This window comes from Rhodospirillales bacterium (assembly GCA_016699855.1).
GTDB lineage: Bacteria > Pseudomonadota > Alphaproteobacteria > Reyranellales > Reyranellaceae.
On record CP064988.1, the window covers coordinates 571,950 to 594,000 of the forward strand.

Sequence of the window (22,051 nt, forward strand, 5' to 3'; positions counted from 1 at the left end):
GGCCGCGAGCGGCGGAACTCGGCGAGGTTGGCATGGCGGTGGTCGAGGAACTGATCGGACGGGTGGCGATCGTCACCGGCGGCGCGTCGGGGATCGGCGCCGCCTGCGTCCGGATGCTGGCGAGGGCCGGCGCGTCGGTCGTGGTCGCCGACATCCAGGAGGAGACCGGGCGGCGCCTGGCCGCCGGGATCGGCCCCCGCGCCTGGTTCCAGGCGCTTGATGTCGCGTCCGAGGCGGGCTGGCGCCGGGTCGTCGACGCGACCCTCGAGCGCTTCGAGCGCCTCGACATCCTCGTCAACAACGCCGGGATATCGGGCGGACAGGGAACGGTCGAGGACACCACCGTCGAGGCGTGGGAGCGCGTCCACGCCGTCAACCTGGACGGGGTGTTCCTGGGCTGCAAATTCGCGATCGAGGCGATGCGACGGACCGGCCCCGCCAAGCCGGACGGCGGCGGCGCCATCGTGAACATCTCCTCGATCGCCGGCCTGATCGGCGGCGCCGGGCCCTGCGCCTACACCGCCAGCAAGGGCGCCGTGCGGTTGCTCACCAAGAGCGTCGCCCTGCACTGCGCCGAGAAGCGCCATGGCATCAGGTGCAACTCGGTCCACCCCGGAGGCATCGACACGCCCATCTTCGAGCCGTTCTGGCAGCTCACCGGGCGCGAACAGGGCAAGGCGTTCATCGGCGCGGCCCATCCGATCGGCCACATGGGAGAGCCGGAAGATATCGCCGAGGCGGTCCTCTATCTCGCGTCCGACCGGGCGAAGTTCATCACCGGCGCCGAGCTCGTGGCCGACGGCGGCATCACGTCAGGCATCCAGAGGAGATCGCTCTTTGGCCCGCGTTGAGGGAAAGACGGTCATCGTCAGCGGCGGCGCGTCGGGAATCGGCGCCGCCTCGTGCCGACTCCTGGTCCGCGAGGGAGCGAAGGTCGTGGTGGCGGACCGGGATGCGGCCCGCGGCGACGCGCTGGCGGCCGAACTCGGCGACCGGGCGGCATTCATGGCGCTGGACGTGGTCGACGAGGCGTCGTGGATCAAGGTCGTCGGCGACACCGTCGTCCGCTTCGGTGGCCTGCACGGGCTGGTCAACGGCGCCGGCGTGGGCGTCGCCACCGATGTCGAGACGTCGAGCCTGGGGGATTTCCGCCACGTCTACCGGGTCAACGGACTGGGCGTGTTCCTCGGCTGCAAGCACGCCGTGCTGGCGATGAAGGGCAACGCGGCGCCCGGTTCGATCGTCAACATCTCCTCGGTTCTCGGTCTGCGCGGCATGGGTCGGTCGCCGGCCTACTCGGCCAGCAAGGGCGCCGTCCGCCTGCTGAGCAAGAACGTGGCGCTGCACTGCGGCCAGCGCGGCTACCCCATCCGCTGCAATTCGGTCCATCCCGGCTGGATCGATACGCCGATGATCGCGCCGCGCTTGGAGATGACGGTCGAGAACATGACCGGACGGCAATGGCTCGAGGGGCTCCACCCGATCGGCCGGCTCGGGACCGCCGAGGAGATCGCCAACCTGATCCTGTTCCTGATCTCCGACGAATCGTCGTTCTCGACCGGCGCCGAGTTCGTGGCGGACGGCGGCGTCACGGCCTGAGATCCTGCAAAAAAATGAGGCGGCCAACCCGGGCCGGGGAACCGGGGTTGGCCGCCTGCTCACGGCCTGCCGCGCGATGGCGGCCGACCGTAAGGGCTTTGGAAGCAAGTTTAGGAAGGTTCAAAGATACGACGAAGGACCGCCAAAAACGCTCGCTGCGAGGATCATGAGGCTTGGGGTGAAGCCGCCATCCCCTAGGCACCCGCCCTGGTCCGATCGGGCGGGAAACTCGACTAGACGCCGGTGATGATGCGGACGAACTGGGGGACGAGCATCCAGACGAAGGACACGACGACCCCGACTTCGACGAAGGAGACTTTCTCGGCGATCAGCTCTGTGTCGCCACGGCGCTGGAATCGAAACACGGAAAAATCTCCATGCACTATCACTTGCAAATATCAGCGAGGAAACGACCGTTACGGTCGGAGCAGAACGTCGGGCCCGAGTATGGGGGAAGGGAAATATGGGGTGGGCCCCCCGTCCGTCTCCGGATGCGATAGACACCTGAACCGGCGCGACCACTTCCTCGACAAGGCGGAAGGTAGCGCTGCTAAGAGATCATCTCAATTTCAATTGCTTACGAGTGCGCAAAAAATCCGACTTTTCGCAATGGGTTAATGCATCGAACTAAGAATCGACCATGTTTGACGATTCATTAACGCGGCCATTCTTCAGGTTTCACACGAGCGAATTCCGCCGTCATTTTATGGAATCTAACGTTATAGTTTAAATATATGCGTCAAAATATTGATTTCATTTAATGAATTTACTTCTAAATGATCCGAGGACAGATTATTTCAATTCGGCGCCCGCCAGCGTCAGCTTGAAATGGTCACCCCTGCGTCGGCGATGATGGTCTGGCCGGTGATGAAGGCGCCCGCCTTGGATGCCAGCATGACGGCGATGCCTCCGATGTCGTCCGGGAGCCCGATCCGACGCAGCGGCGCGCTCTGCAGACGCTTGTCGAGATAGGCCGGATCGTCCCACAGCGCCTTGGCGAAATCGGTCTTCACCAGCCCCGGCGCGATCGTGTTGACCCGGATGTTGTCGGGTCCGTATTCGATCGAGAGGTTGCGGGCCAGTTGCATGTCGGCCGCCTTGGAGATCCCGTAGGCCCCGAGAACGGGCGTGCCGCGGACGCCGCCGATCGACGACACGATGATGACGGCCCCGTCCTTTTTGGCGCGCATGTCCGGCAGGCAGTTCGTGATCAGCCAGATATTGGACAGGATGTTGTTCTGCATGATCTTGGTGAACGCCTCGTCGGGCATCTTCTCGGTCGGCCCGTAGTACGGGTTGGTCGCGGCGTTGCAGACGAGGATGTCGATCGGTCCCTGGCGCTTGCGGGTCTCCGCGACCAGGTTCTGGCACTGCGCCTTGTCGGAGATGTTGCAGGTGATGACGGTGGCGTCGCCGCCGGCGGCACGAATCTCATCCGCGGCCTCCTCGCACGCCGGCGCCTTGCGGCTTGAGACCACCACCTTGGCGCCCTGCAGCGCCAGATGCAGGGCGATCGATTTGCCGATGCCCTTGCTGGAGCCGGTGACGATGGCGACCTTGCCGGTGAGATCGAACAGCGGCGATGCCATGGTTTCCTCCGCGATGACGCCCGGCGGGTAAACTGGCGTGCGGGCCGGTGGCGCGCAAGCGCCGGCCCCGGGGCCGGTTCGACTGGCGAACACCGCCTTGTCCGGCCGCCGGCCGCGTGCTGCAGCGGCCGCGATGGCAACCGAGATCTCCGCCTCCCCGCCGCTGCGGCGCGCGCTGTCGTGGCCCTTCGCCCGCCGCTCGTTGGGTGTCGCCGCCGTCGTCGGCACGTTGCTCAACGCCATCAACCAGGGCGACGCCCTCTTTTCCGGCGGCGGGATCGACTGGCTCAAGCTCGGCCTGACGTACTGTGTACCCTTCCTAGTCGCGACGTACGGGGCGTACAGCGCGCTGCGCGCGCTCGACGCCACGCGTCGATAGGGCGCCGCTCAGGCGAACCAGGCGCTCCGCATCGCCACCGTCGTGTCGTCCAGCCGGCGCAGGAGAGCCGACAAATAGCCGGCGCGCGGAACCTCGTAGGCGAAGAAGTACCGGCACACCGCCAGCTTGCCGGCGCGGAAATCGCGCTCCTCCTCCGTGACCGCCGGCGGCAGCTCGCCCGCGCGGACCGCCTGCCACAGCAGCATCCAGCCCATCACCAGCAGGCCGAACAGGTCGAGGAAATGGGCGGCGTTGGCCAGCGCGACCGTGGCGTGGCCGCCGCCCATAGCGCCGAGCAGCGTCGCCCGGGTCTCCTCCACGGTGACGACAAGGGCGGCGAGTTCTTCGGCCGTCGGCCGCAGATCCTCGCGCGCGGACGCGGTGGCGACTATCCGGGCAACCTCCACCTTCACGGCGGTCCAGCCGGCCCCGCCCTTGAGCGCCATTTTGCGGCCCAGCAGGTCGATCGCCTGGATGCCGTCGGTGCCCTCGTGGATCGGGTTGAGACGCTGGTCTCGGTAGAGCTGCTCGACGGGATAGTCGCGGGTGTAGCCGTAGCCGCCCAGGATCTGGATGGCGTGCTCGTTCGACTTCAGGCAGACCTCCGACAGCCAGCCCTTCACCACCGGCGTCAGCGTGTCGAGCAGAAGCTCAAGCCGCGCCTTCGCGGCGTCGTCCGCCTCGAGCGCGATGCGGTCGACCAGCGCGCCGGCGTAGAGGCACAGATGCAGGCCGCCCTCGCTGACCCATTTCTGGTGCAGCAGCATGCGCTTGACGTCGGCATGCTCGATGATCGGCACCATCGGAGAAGCCGGGTCCTTGTTGTCGGGCGCCCTCCCCTGCGGCCGGCCGCGGGCGTAGTCGAGCGAGAACAGATAAGCCGCGTAGGCCAGCATCACCGCGCCCTGGCCGACGCCGATGCGCGCCTCGTTCATCATCTGGAACATGTAGTCCAGGCCGCGGTGGGGCTGGCCCAGCAGGTAGCCCGTGGCGCCGCCCTTCTCGCCGAAATTCAGCACGGTGTTGGTGGTGCCGCGGTAGCCCATCTTGTGGTTAAGGCCGGCGAGACGCACGTCGTTGCGCGCGCCGACGACGCCGTCGGGACCGACGACGCGCTTGGGCACGATGAAGAGCGAGATGCCCTTCACGCCCGGCGGACCGCCGGGAATCTTGGCCAGCACCATGTGGACGATGTTCTCGGACAACTCGTGGTCGCCGCCTGAAATCCACATCTTGTTGCCGATCACGCGGTAGCTGCCGTCCGCCTGCGGCTCCGCGCGGGTTCGGATGTCGGCGAGCGACGAGCCGGCCTGCGGCTCGCTCAGACACATCGTGCCGAAGAAGCGTCCGGCCAGCATCGGCGCCATGTAGAGCGCCTTCTGCTCCTGCGAGCCGAAGCTCTCGATCAGGTTGGCCGCGCCGACCGTGAGGAACGGATACCCGGCGCTCCCGACGTTGGCCGCCTGGAACATGGCGTTGCAGGCCTGGGCGACGGTCAGCGGCAGCTGCATGCCGCCGAGCTCGTAGTCCTTGGTCGCGGCGAAGAAGCCGGCCTCGCGGAACGCAGCCAGCGCGTCGGCGACCTCCGGGATCATGGCCACGGTCTCGCCGTCGAACGTCGGCTCGTTGCGATCCGCCTTGGCGTTGTGCGGCAGGAACTTCTCGAGCGCGATCCGGTGCGCCGTCTCGACCGCGGCGTCGAACGTCTCGCGGCTGTGGTCGGCGTACCGCGCATGCGCCGTCATGGCGGACACGTCGAGCAGGTCGTGGAGCACGAAATCGAGATCGCGGCGGTTGATCAGCGGCGAGGACATCGCGGCGCCTCCGGTGGTGGTGTGCGTCGTGGCGGATCGTCGGCGGCGACCGGCGCGCTACGCCCCCTTGAACCTGGGCTTGCGCTTCTCGACGAAGGCGCGCCGCGCCTCCTTGGCGTCGTCCGAGCCGTTGAGGATGCCGCCGGCGTTGGACGTCAGCACCATGGTGGTCTCGAGCGAGCTGTCGAGTGCCGCGCGCATGACGCGTTTGCCGATCCACTGCGCCAGCGGCGGCACCGCGATCATGCGCTCGCACAGCGCCCGCGTCGTCGCCTCCAGCTCCGCCTCGGCGACGAGGTGGTTGAGCATGCCCCATTCGTAGGCGCGCCGGGCGTCGAGCTCTCCGGTGTAGGCGAACTCCAGGGCGCGGCCGAGTCCGACCATCTTCGGCAGGTAGTAGCAGCCGCCGTTCTCGATGATCTGCCCCGCGTGCTGGTAGCCGACGAAGCGGGTGCGGTCGCAGCCGATGCGGATGTCGCAATGCAGCGCCATGTCCATGCCGGAGCCGACGGCCGGGCCGTTGATCATCGCGATCGTCGGTTTGCGGATCAGGGAGATGTCGCGGTGCAGCTTGGTGAAGCCGTGGAAGAAATGCTGACGCGACGCGTCGAGGCCCTCGTGCGAGCCGCGCGCGCCGGGGAGGTCCTCCCCCGCCACGTCGGGGCCGGGGCCACCCTTGAGGTCGAACCCGGCGCAGAAGGCGCGGCCGACCCCGGTCAGCACGATGACCCGCACGCCGGGATCGTCGTCGGCGGCGCGCATGTACTCGCCGACCTTGGCGACGGTGCCGTTCTCCTCGGAGGTCCCCACCAGCGCGTTAAGCCGGTCCGGCCGGTTGAACTTGATCCAGGCGATGCCGTTGTCCTCCGGCTCGTAGAGCAGATAGTCGACTTTCCTCGGTCCCATGGTCCGACTGCGCCTCCGTGTACCCCGTGCCGCCCGACGGCGGATCGGACGCAGCGTGGCAAGCGGCGGCGCGGCGCGAAAGGGGGGATCGCGCGGCCGGGGTCCGCGCGATTGACGCCCGCGGGGCGGCCCAGTATCAGCCAGCGCGACCGCGATAGCCGCCCCGGGGAGATCGTCCGATGTTGATGGGCCTGATGCAGGACCGCCCGCTGCTCGTATCGCAGCTCATCGAGTTCGCCGCCGAATACCATGGCGACACCGAGATCGTGTCCCGGCGGGTCGAGGGCGACATCCACCGCTACACCTACCGCGACGCCCGTCTGCGGGCGAAGAAGATGGCGGAGGCCCTGCGGGCTCTGGGCGTCGGGCCGGGCGACCGGGTCGGCACGCTGGCGTGGAACGGCTACCGGCATTTCGAGCTGTACTACGCGATCTCCGGCATCGGATCGGTGTGCCACACGATCAATCCCCGGCTGTTCCCCGAGCAGATCGTCTACATCGTGAACCACGCCGAGGACCGCCTGCTGTTCGTCGACATCAACCTGCTGCCGCTGGTCGAGAAACTGGCGCCGCAATTCCAGGGCGTGCGCCATATCGTGGCGATGTGCGACCGCGCGCATCTGCCCGCCGGGCTGAACATCCGCGGCCTGCTGGTCTACGAGGAGCTGATCGACGCCCAGCCGGGGACCCTGGAATGGCCGGAGTTCGACGAGCGGACCGCGTCGTCGCTCTGCTACACGTCGGGCACCACCGGCAACCCCAAGGGCGTTCTCTACCACCACCGCTCGACGCTGCTGCACGCCTACGCCAGCGCCCTGCCCGACAGCATCGGCCTGTCGGCGCGCGACGTCGTGCTGCCGGTCGTGCCGATGTTCCACGTCAACGCCTGGGGCCTGCCCTATTCCGGCTGCCTGTCCGGCGCCAAGCTAGTGTTCCCGGGCCCCGCGCTCGACGGCGCCAGCGTCTACGAGCTGTTCGAGAGCGAGAAGGTGACGGTCACCGCCGGCGTGCCGACGGTGTGGCTCCTGCTGCTCCAGCACCTCCAGTCGAAGAACCTCAAGCTGAGCACGCTGCGGAAATCGGTGATCGGGGGCTCGGCCTGCCCGCCGGCGATGATCGAGACGTTCAAGCGCGACTACGGCGTCGACGTGCTGCACGCCTGGGGCATGACGGAGATGAGCCCGCTCGGCACCGTGAACACCGCCAAGGCGCGGCACGCGGCGCTGTCCGAGGCCGACAAGCTCGCGGTCAAGTGCAAGCAGGGCCGGATCATCTTCGGCGTCGAGATGAAGATCGTGGACGATTCCGGCAAGGCGCTGCCGCACGACGGCAAGGCGTTCGGCGACGTGCTGGTGCGCGGACCGTGGGTCACGTCGGGATACTTCAAGGGCGAGGGCGGCTCGCCGCTCGGCGCCGATGGATGGTTCCCGACCGGCGACGTCGCCACGCTCGACCCGGACGGCTACATGCAGATCACCGACCGGTCGAAGGACGTCATCAAATCCGGCGGCGAGTGGATCAGCTCGATCGACCTCGAGAACGCCGCCATGGCGCACCCCTCGGTGGCCGAGGCCGCCGTGATCGGCGTCGCTCATCCCAAATGGGACGAGCGGCCGCTGATGATCGTCGTGCGCAAGCCCGGCGCCGAGATCGACAAGGACGAAGTGCTGGAGTTCCTCGAGGACAAGATCGCCAAATGGTGGATGCCCGACGATGTGGCCTTCGTCGACGCCCTGCCGCACACCGCCACCGGCAAGATCCTGAAGACCAAGCTGCGCGAGGATTTCCGCGGCTACAAGCTGCCGACCGCCTAGGCGCGGGGCGCCGTCAAAGCTTCGAGCCGCGCCAGTTCTCGTCCGGCGCCTCGGGATGCGACGCGAAGCCGGCGGCGTGGACGCCTGTGATCGCGGCGTACTCGTCGCGCTCCGAGGTGTCGCCGCTGATGCCGACGGCGCCGATGACGGCGCGGCCGGCGCCGAGCGCCAGCACGCCGCCTGGAACCGGCACGAAGCGGCCCTGCGACGCCGCCGCCAGCGCGCCCTGGAAGGCCGGGCGGTTGCCCAGCCGGTCGCGGATAGTCCGGCTTGAGATGCCCATGCCCAGCGCCCCCCACGCCTTGCCGAAGGCGATGTCGAAGCGCAGCAGGCCGCAGCCATCCTCGCGCTTGAACGCCACGAGGTGTCCGCCGGAATCGAGCACCGCAACAGCCAGCGGCAGGAACGCCGCGGCGCGCGCGGCGGCCAGCGCCCCGCGGATCATCTGCTCGGCGTGGGCCAAGGTCAGGCTGGATTGGACGTTCAGAACGTAGTGTTCGCTCATCGCCGCGTCGTCCTCCAATTCCGGTGGCCCGACGGTAGCGTGCGTCGCCTCGCCGTCGACATCACTTCGGAAGCAGCACGATCTGGGTCTGGATGGTCTGCGTCAGCATCTTGCCGGCGGCATCGTACAGCCGGGTCTGCCAGACGCTGGTGCGGCCACCGACATGCAGCGGCGTCGACTCCGCGCGCACCTTGCCCGCGGTGCAACCACGGAAGAAATTCGTCTTGGATTCGAGCGTCGTCGTGCCGGCGCCTGCCGGCAGGTTCAGAACCGCCGCCGTGGCGCCGATCTGATCGGCCACCGCCATCAAAGCGCCGCCATGCAGCGTGCCGCCGACCGTGCACAGATCGGCGCGCCAATCGAATTCCGCCACCACCTTGTCCTTGGCCGCCTCGATCACACGGATGCCCAGGGTGTCGCCGAACAGGCCCTTCATCCGCTCGTTCAGGCTAGCCGCCAACGCTTCGCTCATCCCCGCCTCCGCACGCTCGCTCTGGATCGCCGCGATCATGGCGTCCCCGCCACGCCGTGGCGATTACCCCCGACGTCATGGCCCCACGACGCGAAACGGGGCCCTTGAGGGGCCCCGTCCGCGTCGCCGGCACCGGGCGCCGACTGGTTCAGAACCCGCCGTTCTGCTGCGCGACCATGCAGAACAGCATCGGGATCGACAGCATCGTGTTGACGCGCGAGGTCAGCATAGCCAGCCGCGCCGCCTTCGGCTTCTGATCGGCCGGGCAGTCGACCAGGCCGAGCGCCTTCTGCTGGTTCGGCCAGATGATGAACCAGACGTTGAAGGCCATGATCAGGCCCAGCCACACGCCGATGCCGATGGCGTGCTGGCCCTTGGCCAGCAGCAGGGTGTTGACCAGCTGGTTCTGCATGATCAGCAGCAGCAGGCCCGTCACGACCGTCGCCAGCGCGCCGTAGCGGAACCAGAACAGGACGTTCGGCGCGATATGCTTGCCGATCGCCGGCTTCTGCTCGTCGGGGATCTTCGGCATCGTCGGGATCTGGACGAAGTTCAGATACCAGAGCAGACCGATCCACATCACGCCCGACAGGACGTGCAGCCAGCGCATGAAGAACGTCGACCAAGCGTGGTCGATCTTGACCATCTGGCCGGTGAGCGCGCCCGTCACGACGACGATGACGATGAGCAGCGCGACGCCCGCCGCCAGCGTCCGGCCGAGCGATTGAAGAATGGCACCCATTTGCGGGAACTCCCCTTATTCGTTACCAAAACCGCGACAAGTTACCACAGCTTGGGTCGCGTTCAACAGAACACGAGGCGCGCGCGACGCGTGGCGGCCGCGCATCCAAGGGGGTCACCGCCAGCGCAAAAGCGCGCGGTCGCTCCAGTTCGGCAGGATCGCCGCCTCCGAAGGACCATCGACGGCGCGCCGCGACAGGCGCTCGACGAGGAACAGTGTCGCGCGCGCCGCGGCGCGCAGACGCGGATCCGCCGCCCGCTCCGGCACCGCGCGCGCCGCCGCGAGGAGCTGGCGAACCCGGTCGCCGCCAACCTTGAGCGCGCGCCGGGCGGCGGGGCGTTCGCCCGCGTCGAGGAACGCGCGCGGATCGGCGCCGGCCTGCGAGAACCATTGCCTTGGCAGACCGCAATCGCCGCCGTCGCGCGCCTGGCGACCGGCGTCCTGCAGGCGGCCCGACAAGCCGATTGCGATACACATCGCCTCCATCGGGGCCACGACCACTTCGCGCTCGCCGTGCAGCTCGATCAGGAGCCTGCCGACCGGCGCGGCCGCGAAGCGCAGCCAGTTGTGCATCTCGCTCCAGTCGCGGAACGCCGGCCGGCCGGCGGCCCGGGTCGTCAGCTCCCGGCGGCAGGCCTGCAGCAGCGCCGGGGCGTGCGCCGCGATCCGGGCGTCGGCGAGCGGCGCGTGCAGACCATGCGGCAGCTCGACCAAGGGCCGCCCCGCCGCGGCGTCGGCGACCGCGTGGTCGAGATGGTCGAGGAACGCGATACGGTCGTCGAACGACAGCGTGTCCCGCGCAGCCAACCGGCGCAGGAACAGCGACACGGCGAAGAACCGGTCCACCACGGCGCCGTTCTCCGGCGCCAGACGGGCGCGAAAACAGGCCCAGCTGTGCGCGTCGGCGGGGTCGTCGGGGGCCGCCGCCGGCGAGCTGAACCGGTCGAGTGGCGGCGCGGGCGGGATATCGTTCAAGGCGGCGACGCGGTACGCGGGCGAGGCGGCGCGCCGGTCGCGCCGCCGTCATTCTATCGCACGGCCGCACGGCCGGAAAAACCCCGCCCCTGTGGGCATCGACGGGGCTTGCGCCGGTCTGCGCCCTCGCGTTGTGTTGCGCCGTGGCCGGAACCGTCTCCCCTCCTCCCGCCGCCGCCGTCGAGTCCGAGCTCGTCGCGGCGGTCCGCACCGGCGACCGGGATCGATGGCTCTGCGCGCTGTTCGCCCCGCCGGCGGCGCGCGCCGACCTTTGGACCCTTCTGGCCTTCAATCTCGAGATCGCCCGCGTCCGCGACGTGGTGAGCGAACCCGGCCTCGGCGAGATCCGCCTGCAATGGTGGCGCGACGCCATCGGCGAGGCCTATGCCGGCAAGCCGCGACGGCACCCCGTGGCGGAGGCGCTGGCCACGGCGATCGGCAGGTCGCGGCCGCCGCTGGAGCGGTTCGAGCGTCTGCTTCACGGCCGGACGCACGATCTCTACGACGACCCGATCCCCGACCTCGCCGCGCTCGAGGCCTACGCCGACGCGACCTCCGGCGAGCTGGCCGCCCTGTCGGTCGATGTGCTGGGCGTCCACGAGGACGGCGGCGCCGCGCACCGGGCCGCCCGCGCGATAGGCGTCGCCACGGGGCTGCTGGACGTCGTTCGCGACACGCCGCGTCTGGCGGCACGCCACCGCTGCATGCTGCCACGGGACCTGCTGGCCGCGCATGGCGTCCCGGAGCAGGCGTTGTTCGAGGGAACGCCGGGTCCGGGGCTGCGCGATGTGACCTCCGCGATTTCCGCCCGCGCGGCCGCGCTTCTCGCGCGGGCCAGGACGGAACGCGCCGCCATCCCGAGCGCGGCGCTTCCGGCGCTGCTGCCAGCGCGGCTGCTCGACCGGCGGATCGCGCGCCTCAAGGCCGCCGGGCACGATGTTTACGCGCGACCCGCCGACGCCGCACCTTGGCTGGCGCCGCTGACGCTGTGGTGGGCGCACGCGCGCCGTCGCTTCTAGGTTTGCATCGGACGCCGCCAGGAAGATAGCTTGCGCCCCGACATCGGAAAGGAACCAAGATGCCCGTCGCGCGCGCAAATGGAATCGACATCGCCTACGAGACGTCCGGCGATCCCGCCGATCCCACGATCCTTCTGGTCATGGGGTTGGGTGCGCAGCTCACGCTGTGGAACGAGGCGTTCGTCGAGGCGCTGGCCGGATCCGGCCTCCACGTCGTCCGCTACGACAACCGCGATACCGGTCTGTCGACGGATTTCGCCGCTTGGGGACAGGCCGACCTGCCGGCGGCCATCGGCGCGCTGCAGGCCGGCAGGCCTGTCGCGACGCCCTACACGCTGAACGACATGGCGGCCGACGGGCTGGCGCTGCTCGACCATCTCGGGATCGACCGCGCCCATATGCTCGGCCTGTCGATGGGCGGGATGATCGCGCCGCTGATGGTCGCCGCCCGCCCCGACCGCGCGCGGTCGATGACGGTGATGATGTCGACCAGTTCGCGCCGCGGACTGCCGCCGGGCAAGCCGGAGGCGATGAAGGCGCTGCTGACGCGGCCCGTGACGGAAGACCGCGAGGAGATCGTCCGGCATTCGATAGGGCTGCGCCGGATCATCGGCAGCCCGGGCTATCCAGAGCCGGACGACGCGCTGCGCGCCTTCGTCGAGCGCAATGTCGATCGGCGCTACAATCCCCAGGGCGTCGGCAGGCAGTATCTCGCGGTCATGGCCGGCGGCGACCGCGTCGAGCTGCTCAAGACGCTGCGCGCGCCGACGCTGGTGATCCACGGCGCCGACGATCCGCTGATCCATCCGGATTGCGGTCGCGACGTCGCTGGTCTGGTCCCCGGCGCGCGCTTCGAGCTCATTCCCGGCATGGGCCACGATCTGCCGACCGCGCTGTCGCCGTCGCTGGCCGCGCTCATAGCGACGCATTGCCGCGCCGCAGGATGAGGCGCGGCGCCCGGCCCTTTGACGCAAGTCAAAGCGCCGGGATCGAGGCCCGGCCACCATGCCCCCGATCTTCAGGGAGCGTGGCATGGCGTTCGAACTCACATCCGGCGAGCAGCTGTATCTGGCGATGGTGGTCTTCGCCGCGATCGCTTTCATGGCGGTGACGATTCTCTGCCGCCTCGACTACAGCCGGTGGCGCGATGCCCGCGCGCATGACTCCCGGCCATCCGGCCGTGCCACCGCGGCGCCGGCGGAATAGTCCGCGAGGCCACTCCCCGCGAGGCGTGGCGGCGGTCACCTGCCGGATCGTCGTCTATGTCTCCGACTCGCGCCGGCCCTCCCGCAGGGCCGGCGCGTTTTTGTCCGGTCGGCCGCGTCACGGCCGCATCGCCTCGTCGATCATCGACCGCGACGCCTCGTCGAGCAGCTCGTCGAGCGTCTCGCCACCCATCACCTGGACGCGGCCGATCTCGAGCAGCACCGGCACCGCCAGCGGCGAGATGCGGTCGAGCGCGCGGTGGTCGATCCGACCGCGCGCCCGGCGCAACAGCTCGCCGAGGCGTCGGATGTCCGCGAGCTGCCACGCCGCGTCCTGCCGCGTGGCGCGCAGCAGCACATGGTCCGGCTGGTGGTGCCGCAGCGTGTCGTAGATCAGGTCGGCGCTGAACGTCACCTGCCGCCGCGTCTTTTCCTCGCCGGGATGGCGCCGCTCGATCAGGCCGGCGACGACCGCGACATTGCGGAATGAGCGCCGCAGCATCGAGGACTCGTCCATCCACGCCTCGAGATCGTCGCCCAGCATGTCCTCGTCGAACAGCGCTACCACCTGCCGCGCCGTGGCCGCGCGCAGCCCCCACAGGCCCAGCACGTAGTCCGTCGCGACGAAACCCAGCGGTTTGAGCCCCATGCGCTCCATGCGGCGCGTCAGCAGCATGCCCAGCGTCTGGTGGGCGTTGCGACCCTCGAAGCAATAGGCGACGAGGAAGTGCTTGCCGCCACGCGGAAACCCTTCGACCAGCAGCCGGTCGGCGCGCGGCAGGGTCGACCGCAACGCCTGCATGCGCAGCCATTCGCGGACCTCCTCGGGGAGCTCGGCGTGCCGCCCCGGATCGGCGAGGATGTCGCGCACGCGCCCGGCGAGATGCGTGCTCAGCGGCAACCTGCCGCCGCCATAGGCGGGCACCTTCGGCTCGCCGCCGCCGCGCCCCCGGCTCACCTCGGCGTGCAGCAGCCGGACGCCCTCGAAGCACAGGAGCTGGCCGGCGAAGATGAACGTGTCGCCGGGCACCAGGCCCTGGATGAACGCCTCCTCGACCTCGCCCAGTACCGGCCCGCCGCGCAGCTTCACCTTCATCAACGGCAGCTCGACGATGGTGCCGACGTTGAGGCGGTACTGGCGCACGACGTCCGGCCGCGCGATCTCCCACCTGCCGTCGGACCGCGGGAACAGCCGCCGCCATTTCTCGTACGCCGACAGCGCGTAGCCGCCGTTGGCGACGAACTCGAACGAGTCCTCGTAGTCGCGACGCGGCAGGTCGCGGTACGGCGCCGCACGCCTGACCTCGTCGAAGAGCGCGTCGCGATCCAGCGCCCCGGCGCACGCCAGTCCGAGGATGTGCTGCGCCAGCGCGTCGAGGCAGGGTGGCCTCGGCGCGTCGCCGTCGAGTTCGCCGGCGGCGACCGACTCGCGCGCGGCGAGGCACTCCAGCACCTCGAAGCGGTTACCCGGAGCCAGCAGCGCGCGGCTGGGTTCGTCCATGCGGTGGTTGGCACGGCCCACGCGCTGCAGGAGGCGGCTGACACCTTTCGGCGCGCCGAGCTGGATCACGAGGTCGATGTCGCCCCAGTCGATGCCGAGATCGAGCGAGCTGGTGGCGACGACCGCGCGCAACCTGCCCGCCGCCATCGCCGCCTCGACCTTGCGGCGCTGCTCGACCTCGAGGCTGCCGTGGTGCAGGCCGATCGGCAGATTCTCCTCGTTCAGGCGCCACAGCCCGTCGAAGGTCAGTTCCGCCTGCGCGCGCGTGTTCACGAACACCAGGGTCATGCGGTGGTCGCGGATCGCGTCGTAGACGTCCGGCAGCGTGTGCCGCGCCATGTGGCCGCCCCAGGGCACGCGCGCCGCGGGGTTGAGGATGTCGATCCGGGGCGCGGCGCCGCCGGCGGCGTGGACGGTCTCGACGGGATCGTCGCGGAATCGCAACCAGTCCGCGCTCGCCTCCGGATCGGCGACCGTCGCCGAAAGGCCGACGAAGCGCGCCGCCGGCGCCAGCGCCGCGAGACGCGCGAGGCCGAGCGCCAGGAGATGGCCTCTTTTGGTCGTGGCGATGGCGTGGAGCTCGTCGATCACCACGGCGCGCACATCGGCGAAATAGGTCGCGGCGTCGGGATAGGACAGCAGCAGCGCCAGCGATTCCGGCGTCGTCAACAGCATGTCGGGCGGCGAGGCGCGCTGGCGCGCCCGGCGGTTCTGCGGCGTGTCGCCGGTACGCGACTCGACGCGGATGTCCAGCTTCATCTCGTCGATCGGCGAGCGGAGATTGCGCTGGATGTCCGTCGTCAGCGCCTTGAGCGGGGAGATGTAGAGCGTGTGCAGTCCGCGCCTTGGATCGCGGGCGGCGCCGGTCAGATCGACCAGGCTCGGCAGGAACCCCGCCAAGGTCTTGCCGCCACCGGTCGGGGCGATCAGCAGCGCCGACCTGCCCGCGCGCGCCAGCGCCAGCATCTCGAGCTGGTGCGGCCGCGGCGTCCATCCGCGCGACCCGAACCAGTCGTTGAAAACGGCGGGCAGGCGCGTCGCGACGGTCGTGGCGGCGGCAAACAGCGGCAGCGGAGCCGCCGCCGCCTCCCGCGCGGGCGCCCGGCCACGCCGGCGGCCGACGACCGGGCCCGACGTCGTCCCGCCAACGCGCGATACGCGCTTGCCTATCATGGTCGGACGATAGCACGGCGGCGGGTCGCGGCGACCGTACCGGCCTATACTGCGCGGCCATGGCCCCCGACCCGACCCCCACCGATCCTCGCTCGTGGCTCACGACGACGCCGCGCGGTCTGTATTGCGCGCCCGGCGGGTTCCATATCGACCCCGCCTGGCCGGTCGACCGCGCCGTGATCACCCACGGCCATGGCGACCACGCGCGGCCCGGTCACGGCGCGGCGCTGGCGACGCGCGAGACCATCGAGATCATGAAGGTCCGCTACGGCGCGGATCTCGGCGCCACGCAGGACGCGCCCTACGGCGCGACCACCCGGATCGGCGAGGTCGACGTGCGGCTGGTCCCGGCCGGCCACATCCTCGGCAGCGCGCAGATCGTCCTGGACTGGCGCGGCGCGCGCATCGTGGTGTCGGGCGATTTCAAGCGCCGGCGCGATCCGACGTGCCCGCCCTTCGAGCCGGTGCCGTGCGACGTCTTCGTCACCGAGGCGACCTTCGCGCTCCCGGTGTTCCGCCACCCACCCGATGTCGAGGAGATCGCGCGCCTGCTGCGGTCGGTCGAGACGTTCCCGGAGCGATGCCATGTCGTCGGCGTCTATGCGCTCGGCAAGTGCCAGCGCGTCATCGCGCTGCTGCGCGAGGCCGGCTACGACCGCCGGATCTGGTTGCATGGCGCGCTGGTGCCGTTGTGCGACCTCTACCGCCGGGAGGGCGTCGATCTCGGCGACATCGCGCCGGTCGGCGACGCGGGCCGGAATCCGGCCGACGACCTTTTCGGCCGCGAGACCTTCAAAGGCGGCATCGTGCTTTGCCCGCCGGCGACGCTGGTCGACCGCTGGTCGCGGCGGTTTCCCGACCCGCTCCCTGTCGCGGCGTCCGGCTGGATGCGCGTGCGCGCCCGCGCCCGCCAGCGCGGCGCCGAACTGCCGCTCGTGATCTCCGATCACGCCGACTGGGACGAGTTGGTGGCCACGGTCCGCGACGTCGGGGCGCCTGCGCTGTGGGTCACGCACGGACGCGAGGACGCGTTGGTCCACCAGGCGCGCGCCATGGGCGTGGCCGCCGAGGCGCTGCGCGTCGCCGGGCGCGAGGAAGAAGGCGCCTGAGGGATGCGCCGCTTCGCCGACCTGCTCGATTCGCTGGCGTTCCAGCCGGCGCGCGGCGCAAAACTGCGCCTGATCACCGCCTATCTGCGCGACACGCCCGATCCGGACCGCGGCTACGCGCTGGCGGCGTTGACCGGCGCGCTCGATATGGCCGCCGTGAAGCCGGCGCTGCTGCGCGAATTCGGCACCGCCCGGATGGGTGAAACGCTCTTCGCGCTGTCCTACGACTACGTCGGCGATCTGGCGGAGACCGTGGCGCTGGCATGGGACGCCATTCCGCGCGACCGCACGTCGACGGCGACCGGTCCGGCGCCCAGCCTGTCGACAATCGTCGAGACGCTGTCGCGGTCGTCGAAGCGCGAGGCCGCGCCGCTTCTGGAACGCTGGATGGACGCGCTCGACGCGACCGGCCGCTGGGCGCTGTTGAAGCTGGTGACCGGCGGCCTCCGCGTCGGCGTGTCGGCCCGCCTGGCGAAGCAGGCGGTGGCCGAGCTCGGCGGCGTGCCGATCGACGAGGTCGAGGAGGTCTGGCACGCGCTGGCACCGCCCTACGCCGGGCTGTTCGCATGGCTCGCCGGCGGACCGCGTCCCGATCCCGGCGCCGCGCCGACCTTCAGGCCGTCGATGCTGGCCACGCCACTGGAGGAGGCGGAGCTTCCCGCGCTCGATCCATCGGCCTACCGCGCGGAATGGAAATGGGACGGCGTCCGCGTCCAGCTGGTGGCGACGGCCGGATCGCGACGCCTCTTCACACGATCGGGGGACGACGCGTCGGCGGCCTTTCCCGACGTCCTCGAGGCGATGGCGTTCGACGCCGTTCTGGACGGCGAACTTCTTGTGGCCCGCGCCGGCGGCGAGGGATCGCTCGATGTCGCGCCTTTCTCCGACCTTCAACAGCGCCTGAACCGCAAACAGGCCGGCGCCAAGCTCCTGCGCGATCATCCCGCCCATGTCCGCCTCTACGATGCGCTGTTCCTCGATGGCGAGGACCTGAGGTCGTCGCCATTCGACGTGCGCCGCGCGCGGCTGGAGCGCTGGTACGCCGCGGTCCGGCCGGCGCGTCTCGATCTGTCGCCGCTGATCCCGTTCTCGACATGGGCCGAGCTCGCGGCGCTGCGCGACGGCGCGCGGGTGGCGGCGATCGAGGGGCTGATGCTGAAGCGCGGCGACAGCGCTTACGTCGCCGGCCGTCCCAAAGGACCGTGGTTCAAGTGGAAGCGCGCGGCGCTGACGGCGGATTGCGTTCTGATGTATGCCCAGCGCGGCCACGGCAAGCGGTCGTCGTTCTACTCCGACTACACGTTCGGCTGCTGGCGGACGCACGAGGACGCCGCGCCCGAGCTCGTCCCGGTCGGCAAGGCCTACTCAGGGTTCACCGACGCCGACCTGGCGCGGCTCGACAAGTGGGTCCGCGACCACGCCGTCCAGCGCTTCGGGCCGGTGCTGGAGGTGGCGCCGGGGCTGGTGCTGGAGATCGCCTTTGACGCTGTGCAACGGTCGACGCGCCACAAATCCGGCCTCGCGATGCGCTTTCCGCGGGTCCACCGTATCCGCTGGGACAAGCCGGCCGCCGAGGCCGACGGCGTCGACACGCTGGAACGGCTGATCGCGACGTAGCGGTCTATATCCCCAAACCTTCCCGAACACTGGCGGCGAGTCGGTCCCGCGCGCCCGGCGCGTAGCGCGCGGGCGATCCGAACCCCCAGACCGGCCCCGGCCAGTTCGGGTCGCCCTCCCGCCGGGCGACGACATGGATGTGCAGCTGCGACACGATGTTGCCCAGCATGCCGACATTGACCTTGGTCGTCCCCGGCAGCGCTGCCATCGCCTTCGAGGCCGCCGCGATCTCCTCCATGAGGGCCGCCCGGTCGGGCGCCGGGAGGTCGTGGAATTCACGCAACGCCGGCCGCCGGGGAACGAGGACGATCCAAGGCCAGGCGGCGTTGTCCATCAGCAACACCCGGCAGAGGGGCAGATCGCCCAGTGGCGCCGTGTCGGCCCCCAGCCGGTGATGCAATGCGAATTCGCCCCCATCCATGCCAAATCTCCCAATCAGGACAATCCCGCGCGCAGATTGGGGTCGAAACCACCCCGGTTCAGGCCTACATTACGGAGATGATCGACCCGTTCGGCCGCGCCGTCACCTACCTCCGCGTGTCGGTGACGGATCGTTGCGACTTCCGCTGCGTCTACTGCATGGCGGAGGACATGACCTTCCTGCCGAAGAAGGACGTGCTGTCGCTCGAGGAGCTCGAGCGGCTGTGCGGGGGCGTTCGTGCGTCTCGGGGTCCGAAAGCTGCGCCTGACCGGCGGCGAGCCGCTGGTGCGCAAGAACGTCATGTCGCTGGTACGTGGCCTGTCGCGCCACCTCGGAAACGGCCTCGACGAGCTGACCGTCACCACGAACGGAAGCCAGCTGGCGAAACACGCCGGCGAACTGGCGGCGTGCGGCGTGAAGCGCATCAACGTCTCGCTCGACACGCTCGACCGCGCGAAGTTCACCGAGCTGACGCGCTGGGGCGACCTCGACCAGGTCATGCGCGGCCTCGACGCCGCCCAGGCGGCCGGCCTGCACGTCAAGATCAACGCCGTGGCGCTCAAGGGCGTCAACGAGATGGAGTTCGACGACCTCATCCGCTGGTCTCACGGCCGCGGCATGGACCTGGTGTTCATCGAGGTCATGCCGATGGGCGAGATCGGCGGCGACGCCCGGCTCGACCAGTACCTGCCGCTCTCGCGCGTGCGGGCCGACCTGGCGCGGCGCTGGACGCTGACCGACCTCGACGTGACCACCGGCGGGCCGGCGCGCTACGCGCGGATCGGCGAGACCGGCGGCCGCATCGGCTTCATCACGCCATTGACCCACAATTTCTGCGAATCCTGCAACCGGGTCCGCCTGACCTGCACCGGCAAGCTCTACATGTGCCTCGGGCAGGAGGACGCCGCCGACCTGCGCGCGCCGCTGCGCGCCAGCGAGAGCGACGAATTGCTGATCGAGGCCGTCCACGCCGCGATCGCACGCAAACCCAAGGGCCACGACTTCGTCATCGACCGGCGGCGCGCCGGCCCCGCGGTGCCGCGCCACATGAGCGTCACCGGCGGCTGACCTTTGCGCCGCCGCCCGGCACAACTCCTGTTCCGGGCGTCCGGGCGCTGGAGCCGTAGGCATTCCAAGTCTAGGGTCCGCGCGTCGAAAACGCGGAAGGAACGGGAATGATCCTCGGACTGGGGTGGGGCGAGGTCGCGTTGCTGTTTGGCGCCGGGCTCGTCGGGGCCGCGATCAACGCCGTGGCCGGCGGCGGCACATTCTTCACGTTTCCGGCGTTCCTGTCGACCGGCGTCTCCGCCGTGCTCGCCAACTCCTCGAACGCCGTCGCGATCTGGCCGGGACGCCTGCTCGCCATCGCCGCCTACCGTCGCGAACTGGTGCGCCAGCGCGAGCGGGCGCTGTGGACCGGCGCGGTCTGCCTGGTCGGCGGCCTCGCCGGCGCCTGGCTGCTGCTGCGATCCGGCGACAAGACCTTCCTGCGCACCGTGCCCTGGCTGATCCTGGCCGCGACCCTGCTGTTCCTGTTCGACAAGCAGATTTCGGCGCGGTTCGGGGTACGCGACGGCGGCCAGCGGCCGACGCCGCTGGCCATGGCGGCGATGGCCGTCCCGCTGTTCATCTGCGCGGCGTACGGCGGGTACTTCGGGGGCGGGCTCGGGGTGATGCTGATGCCGGTGCTGTCGCTGACCGGCGTCAAGGACATGCAGGAGCTCAACGGGCTGAAGAACCTCCTGGTGACGGCGATCGCGGGCGTCGCCGTGGTGACCTTCATCGTCTCCGGGGCGGTGTCCTGGCCGGGCACCATCGTGATGATGGCCGGCGCGCTGATCGGCGGCTATGGGGGCGGCGTGCTTGCCCGCCACATACCGGCGCCGATCCTCAAGAAGGTCGTGATCGCCTTCGGATTCGCCCTCACCGCCTACTATTTCTGGGACATTTACGTGCGGCCCTGAGGCGGCGATTGCGCCCTCCTGCCCCCTTGGATATGAAACGGGCCGAGGGAGAATCGCAGGCATGACAGAGAACGTCCTGGACAAGCGCCCGGGCGGGCCGCTCGCCGGCCTCGTCGTCGTCGACATGACGCGCGTGCTCGCAGGCCCGTACTGCACGATGATGCTGAGCGACCTCGGCGCCCGGGTGATCAAGGTGGAGACGCCGGCCGTCGGTGACGATTCCCGCCACATCGGCCCCTTCATCAAGGGCAAGTCGGCCTATTTCTCGTCCCTCAACCGGGCCAAGGAGTCGATCGCGCTCGATCTCAAGAACGAGGCCGACCGCGCGATCTTCGAACGGCTGCTGGCGCGCGCCGACGTGCTGGTCGAAAACTACCGACCGGGCACCATGGAGAAGCTGGGCTACGGCTTCGAGACGCTGCACGCGAAGCACCCCCGCCTGATCTTCGCGCAAGCCTCCGGCTTCGGCGACAGCGGTCCCTACCGCACCCGCGCGGCCTACGACATGGTCGTCCAAGGGATGGGCGGCATCATGAGCGTCACGGGCCATCCCGGCGGTCCCCCGACGCGGGTCGGCAGCTCGGTCGGCGATATCACGGCCGGATTGTTCACCGCCGTCGGCGTCAACGCCGCGCTGTACCACCGCGAGCGCACCGGCGAGGGCATGAAGATCGACGTGTCGATGCTCGACTGCCAGATCGCCATCCTGGAGAACGCCATCGCCCGCTACTTCGCGACCGGCGAGGCGCCCGGCCCGATCGGCGCGCGGCATCCCTCGATCACCCCGTTCGAGGCGCTGGAATGCGCCGACGGGCACATCGTCGTGGCGGCCGGCAACGAGAACCTGTTCGCCAAGCTGGCGGAGGCGATCGACGCGCCGGCGCTGGCGGCCGACGAGCGGTTCCGCACCAACGACCTGCGCACCCGCAACCAGCCGGCGCTCAAGGACGAGCTCGAGCGGCGCCTGCGGACGAAACCCGGCCGGGCGTGGCTGGAGATCCTCGACGCCAAGGGCGTGCCCTGCGGGCCGCTCAACAATGTCGAACAGGCGTTGAACGACGTCCAGGTACGCCACCGCAACATGGTGGTCTCGGTGGACGACAAGGATGTCGGCCAATTCCACATGGCCGGCAACCCGATCAAGCTCTCGGCCTTCGTCGATCCCCCGACGCGCGGCCCGGTCCCGGACCTCGACGGCGACCGCGCGGCGATCCTGGCGTGGCTGGACCGCGCGTGATCCGGCGGCG

At 69.8% G+C, this 22,051-nt stretch carries 20 protein-coding genes and 1 pseudogene; 12 read left to right on the forward strand and 9 right to left on the reverse strand.

Features of this window, described 5'->3' with window-relative positions; all coding sequences use genetic code 11:
- The first annotated feature begins 32 nt into the window (after positions 1–32).
- Both IPK81_02735 and IPK81_02740 read left to right on the forward strand, forming a co-directional pair.
- The gene (locus IPK81_02735) at positions 33–851 is read left to right on the forward strand and encodes a glucose 1-dehydrogenase (protein QQS13192.1); all 819 of its coding nucleotides are present in this window, start codon (positions 33–35) and stop codon (positions 849–851) included.
- Positions 838–1,599, forward strand: coding sequence for an SDR family oxidoreductase (locus tag IPK81_02740; protein QQS13193.1), 762 nt, complete (start codon positions 838–840; stop codon positions 1,597–1,599). The genes IPK81_02735 and IPK81_02740 overlap by 14 nt, the downstream gene beginning before the upstream one ends.
- 818 nt (positions 1,600–2,417) lie before the next feature.
- On the opposite strand, the gene IPK81_02745 is transcribed toward IPK81_02740, so the two are convergent.
- Positions 2,418–3,188 (reverse strand): SDR family oxidoreductase, encoded by a 771-nt coding sequence (locus IPK81_02745; protein QQS13194.1) that lies wholly within the window; start codon positions 3,186–3,188, stop codon positions 2,418–2,420.
- 133 nt (positions 3,189–3,321) lie between these two features.
- Between IPK81_02745 and nrtS the strand changes: the two genes are divergently transcribed.
- Entirely contained in the window at positions 3,322–3,567 is a 246-nt protein-coding gene (gene nrtS, locus IPK81_02750; protein ID QQS13195.1) for a nitrate/nitrite transporter NrtS, read from the forward strand.
- A gap of 8 nt (positions 3,568–3,575) precedes the next feature.
- On the opposite strand, the gene IPK81_02755 is transcribed toward nrtS, so the two are convergent.
- Positions 3,576–5,381 carry an acyl-CoA dehydrogenase gene (locus IPK81_02755; protein QQS13196.1) on the reverse strand — a complete coding sequence of 602 codons (1,806 nt, stop codon included), beginning with the start codon at positions 5,379–5,381 and terminating at the stop codon, positions 3,576–3,578.
- A 57-nt stretch (positions 5,382–5,438) separates the two neighbouring features.
- Positions 5,439–6,287, reverse strand: coding sequence for an enoyl-CoA hydratase/isomerase family protein (locus IPK81_02760; protein QQS13197.1), 849 nt, complete (start codon positions 6,285–6,287; stop codon positions 5,439–5,441).
- Positions 6,288–6,469: 182 nt separating this feature from the next.
- Between IPK81_02760 and IPK81_02765 the strand changes: the two genes are divergently transcribed.
- Positions 6,470–8,101 carry a fatty-acid--CoA ligase gene (locus IPK81_02765; protein ID QQS14933.1) on the forward strand — a complete coding sequence of 544 codons (1,632 nt, stop codon included), beginning with the start codon at positions 6,470–6,472 and terminating at the stop codon, positions 8,099–8,101.
- A 13-nt stretch (positions 8,102–8,114) separates the two neighbouring features.
- Here IPK81_02765 and IPK81_02770 read toward each other — a convergent pair whose 3' ends face one another.
- The 4 genes from IPK81_02770 to IPK81_02785 all read right to left on the reverse strand — a co-directional run bounded on the left by IPK81_02770 (position 8,115) and on the right by IPK81_02785 (position 10,795).
- Positions 8,115–8,606: a heme-binding protein gene (locus IPK81_02770; protein QQS13198.1), complete on the reverse strand. Its 492-nt coding sequence runs from the start codon at positions 8,604–8,606 to the stop codon at positions 8,115–8,117.
- Positions 8,607–8,667: 61 nt separating this feature from the next.
- On the reverse strand, positions 8,668–9,078 hold the full coding sequence (locus tag IPK81_02775) for a PaaI family thioesterase (GenBank protein ID QQS14934.1): 411 nt from the start codon (positions 9,076–9,078) through the stop codon (positions 8,668–8,670).
- A gap of 148 nt (positions 9,079–9,226) precedes the next feature.
- A complete protein-coding gene (locus tag IPK81_02780; protein ID QQS13199.1) occupies positions 9,227–9,820 on the reverse strand; it encodes a urate hydroxylase PuuD in 594 nt (197 codons plus the stop codon).
- A 114-nt stretch (positions 9,821–9,934) separates the two neighbouring features.
- On the reverse strand, positions 9,935–10,795 hold the full coding sequence (locus tag IPK81_02785) for a squalene/phytoene synthase family protein (protein QQS13200.1): 861 nt from the start codon (positions 10,793–10,795) through the stop codon (positions 9,935–9,937).
- Positions 10,796–10,938: 143 nt separating this feature from the next.
- Between IPK81_02785 and IPK81_02790 the strand changes: the two genes are divergently transcribed.
- The 3 genes from IPK81_02790 (at position 10,939) to IPK81_02800 (ending at position 13,020) form a co-directional block, all read left to right on the forward strand.
- The gene (locus tag IPK81_02790) at positions 10,939–11,814 is read left to right on the forward strand and encodes a squalene/phytoene synthase family protein (protein ID QQS13201.1); all 876 of its coding nucleotides are present in this window, start codon (positions 10,939–10,941) and stop codon (positions 11,812–11,814) included.
- Positions 11,815–11,873: 59 nt separating this feature from the next.
- On the forward strand, positions 11,874–12,761 hold the full coding sequence (locus IPK81_02795) for an alpha/beta fold hydrolase (protein ID QQS13202.1): 888 nt from the start codon (positions 11,874–11,876) through the stop codon (positions 12,759–12,761).
- Positions 12,762–12,846: 85 nt separating this feature from the next.
- Positions 12,847–13,020 carry a hypothetical protein gene (locus tag IPK81_02800; protein ID QQS13203.1) on the forward strand — a complete coding sequence of 58 codons (174 nt, stop codon included), beginning with the start codon at positions 12,847–12,849 and terminating at the stop codon, positions 13,018–13,020.
- Positions 13,021–13,137: 117 nt separating this feature from the next.
- On the opposite strand, the gene IPK81_02805 is transcribed toward IPK81_02800, so the two are convergent.
- Positions 13,138–15,693, reverse strand: a complete 2,556-nt coding sequence (locus tag IPK81_02805) for a ligase-associated DNA damage response DEXH box helicase (GenBank protein QQS13204.1) — start codon at positions 15,691–15,693, stop codon at positions 13,138–13,140.
- A 59-nt stretch (positions 15,694–15,752) separates the two neighbouring features.
- Between IPK81_02805 and IPK81_02810 the strand changes: the two genes are divergently transcribed.
- Positions 15,753–16,802 (forward strand): ligase-associated DNA damage response exonuclease, encoded by a 1,050-nt coding sequence (locus IPK81_02810; GenBank protein QQS13205.1) that lies wholly within the window; start codon positions 15,753–15,755, stop codon positions 16,800–16,802.
- 3 nt (positions 16,803–16,805) lie between these two features.
- Positions 16,806–18,419 carry a cisplatin damage response ATP-dependent DNA ligase gene (locus IPK81_02815; GenBank protein QQS13206.1) on the forward strand — a complete coding sequence of 538 codons (1,614 nt, stop codon included), beginning with the start codon at positions 16,806–16,808 and terminating at the stop codon, positions 18,417–18,419.
- Positions 18,420–18,423: 4 nt separating this feature from the next.
- Here the strand turns inward: IPK81_02815 and IPK81_02820 are convergent, their stop codons facing one another.
- Positions 18,424–18,840, reverse strand: a complete 417-nt coding sequence (locus IPK81_02820) for an HIT domain-containing protein (GenBank protein QQS13207.1) — start codon at positions 18,838–18,840, stop codon at positions 18,424–18,426.
- A 77-nt stretch (positions 18,841–18,917) separates the two neighbouring features.
- Here IPK81_02820 and moaA point away from each other — a divergent pair.
- The 3 genes and pseudogenes from moaA (at position 18,918) to IPK81_02835 (ending at position 22,041) form a co-directional block, all read left to right on the forward strand.
- Positions 18,918–19,908 (forward strand): annotated as a pseudogene (gene moaA / locus IPK81_02825) (GTP 3',8-cyclase MoaA).
- Between the two features lie 107 nt (positions 19,909–20,015).
- Entirely contained in the window at positions 20,016–20,804 is a 789-nt protein-coding gene (locus IPK81_02830) for a sulfite exporter TauE/SafE family protein (GenBank protein ID QQS13208.1), read from the forward strand.
- 61 nt (positions 20,805–20,865) lie between these two features.
- A complete protein-coding gene (locus IPK81_02835) occupies positions 20,866–22,041 on the forward strand; it encodes a CoA transferase (protein ID QQS13209.1) in 1,176 nt (391 codons plus the stop codon).
- Positions 22,042–22,051: the final 10 nt, after the last annotated feature.

Excerpts from the sequence above, each read along its gene's own strand:
- IPK81_02810 (QQS13205.1), top strand. The coding sequence starts at position 15,753 with ATGGCCCCCGACCCGACCCCCACCGATCCTCGCTCGTGGCTCACGACG.
- IPK81_02820 (QQS13207.1), bottom strand. The coding sequence starts at position 18,840 with ATGGATGGGGGCGAATTCGCATTGCATCACCGGCTGGGGGCCGACACG.
- IPK81_02795 (QQS13202.1), top strand. The coding sequence starts at position 11,874 with ATGCCCGTCGCGCGCGCAAATGGAATCGACATCGCCTACGAGACGTCC.
- IPK81_02830 (QQS13208.1), top strand. The coding sequence starts at position 20,016 with ATGATCCTCGGACTGGGGTGGGGCGAGGTCGCGTTGCTGTTTGGCGCC.
- IPK81_02815 (QQS13206.1), top strand. The coding sequence starts at position 16,806 with ATGCGCCGCTTCGCCGACCTGCTCGATTCGCTGGCGTTCCAGCCGGCG.
- IPK81_02760 (QQS13197.1), bottom strand. The coding sequence starts at position 6,287 with ATGGGACCGAGGAAAGTCGACTATCTGCTCTACGAGCCGGAGGACAAC.
- nrtS (QQS13195.1), top strand. The coding sequence starts at position 3,322 with ATGGCAACCGAGATCTCCGCCTCCCCGCCGCTGCGGCGCGCGCTGTCG.
- IPK81_02805 (QQS13204.1), bottom strand. The coding sequence starts at position 15,693 with ATGATAGGCAAGCGCGTATCGCGCGTTGGCGGGACGACGTCGGGCCCG.
- IPK81_02835 (QQS13209.1), top strand. The coding sequence starts at position 20,866 with ATGACAGAGAACGTCCTGGACAAGCGCCCGGGCGGGCCGCTCGCCGGC.
- IPK81_02800 (QQS13203.1), top strand. The coding sequence starts at position 12,847 with ATGGCGTTCGAACTCACATCCGGCGAGCAGCTGTATCTGGCGATGGTG.
- IPK81_02780 (QQS13199.1), bottom strand. The coding sequence starts at position 9,820 with ATGGGTGCCATTCTTCAATCGCTCGGCCGGACGCTGGCGGCGGGCGTC.
- IPK81_02755 (QQS13196.1), bottom strand. The coding sequence starts at position 5,381 with ATGTCCTCGCCGCTGATCAACCGCCGCGATCTCGATTTCGTGCTCCAC.
- IPK81_02745 (QQS13194.1), bottom strand. The coding sequence starts at position 3,188 with ATGGCATCGCCGCTGTTCGATCTCACCGGCAAGGTCGCCATCGTCACC.
- IPK81_02735 (QQS13192.1), top strand. The coding sequence starts at position 33 with ATGGCGGTGGTCGAGGAACTGATCGGACGGGTGGCGATCGTCACCGGC.
- IPK81_02770 (QQS13198.1), bottom strand. The coding sequence starts at position 8,606 with ATGAGCGAACACTACGTTCTGAACGTCCAATCCAGCCTGACCTTGGCC.
- IPK81_02775 (QQS14934.1), bottom strand. The coding sequence starts at position 9,078 with ATGAGCGAAGCGTTGGCGGCTAGCCTGAACGAGCGGATGAAGGGCCTG.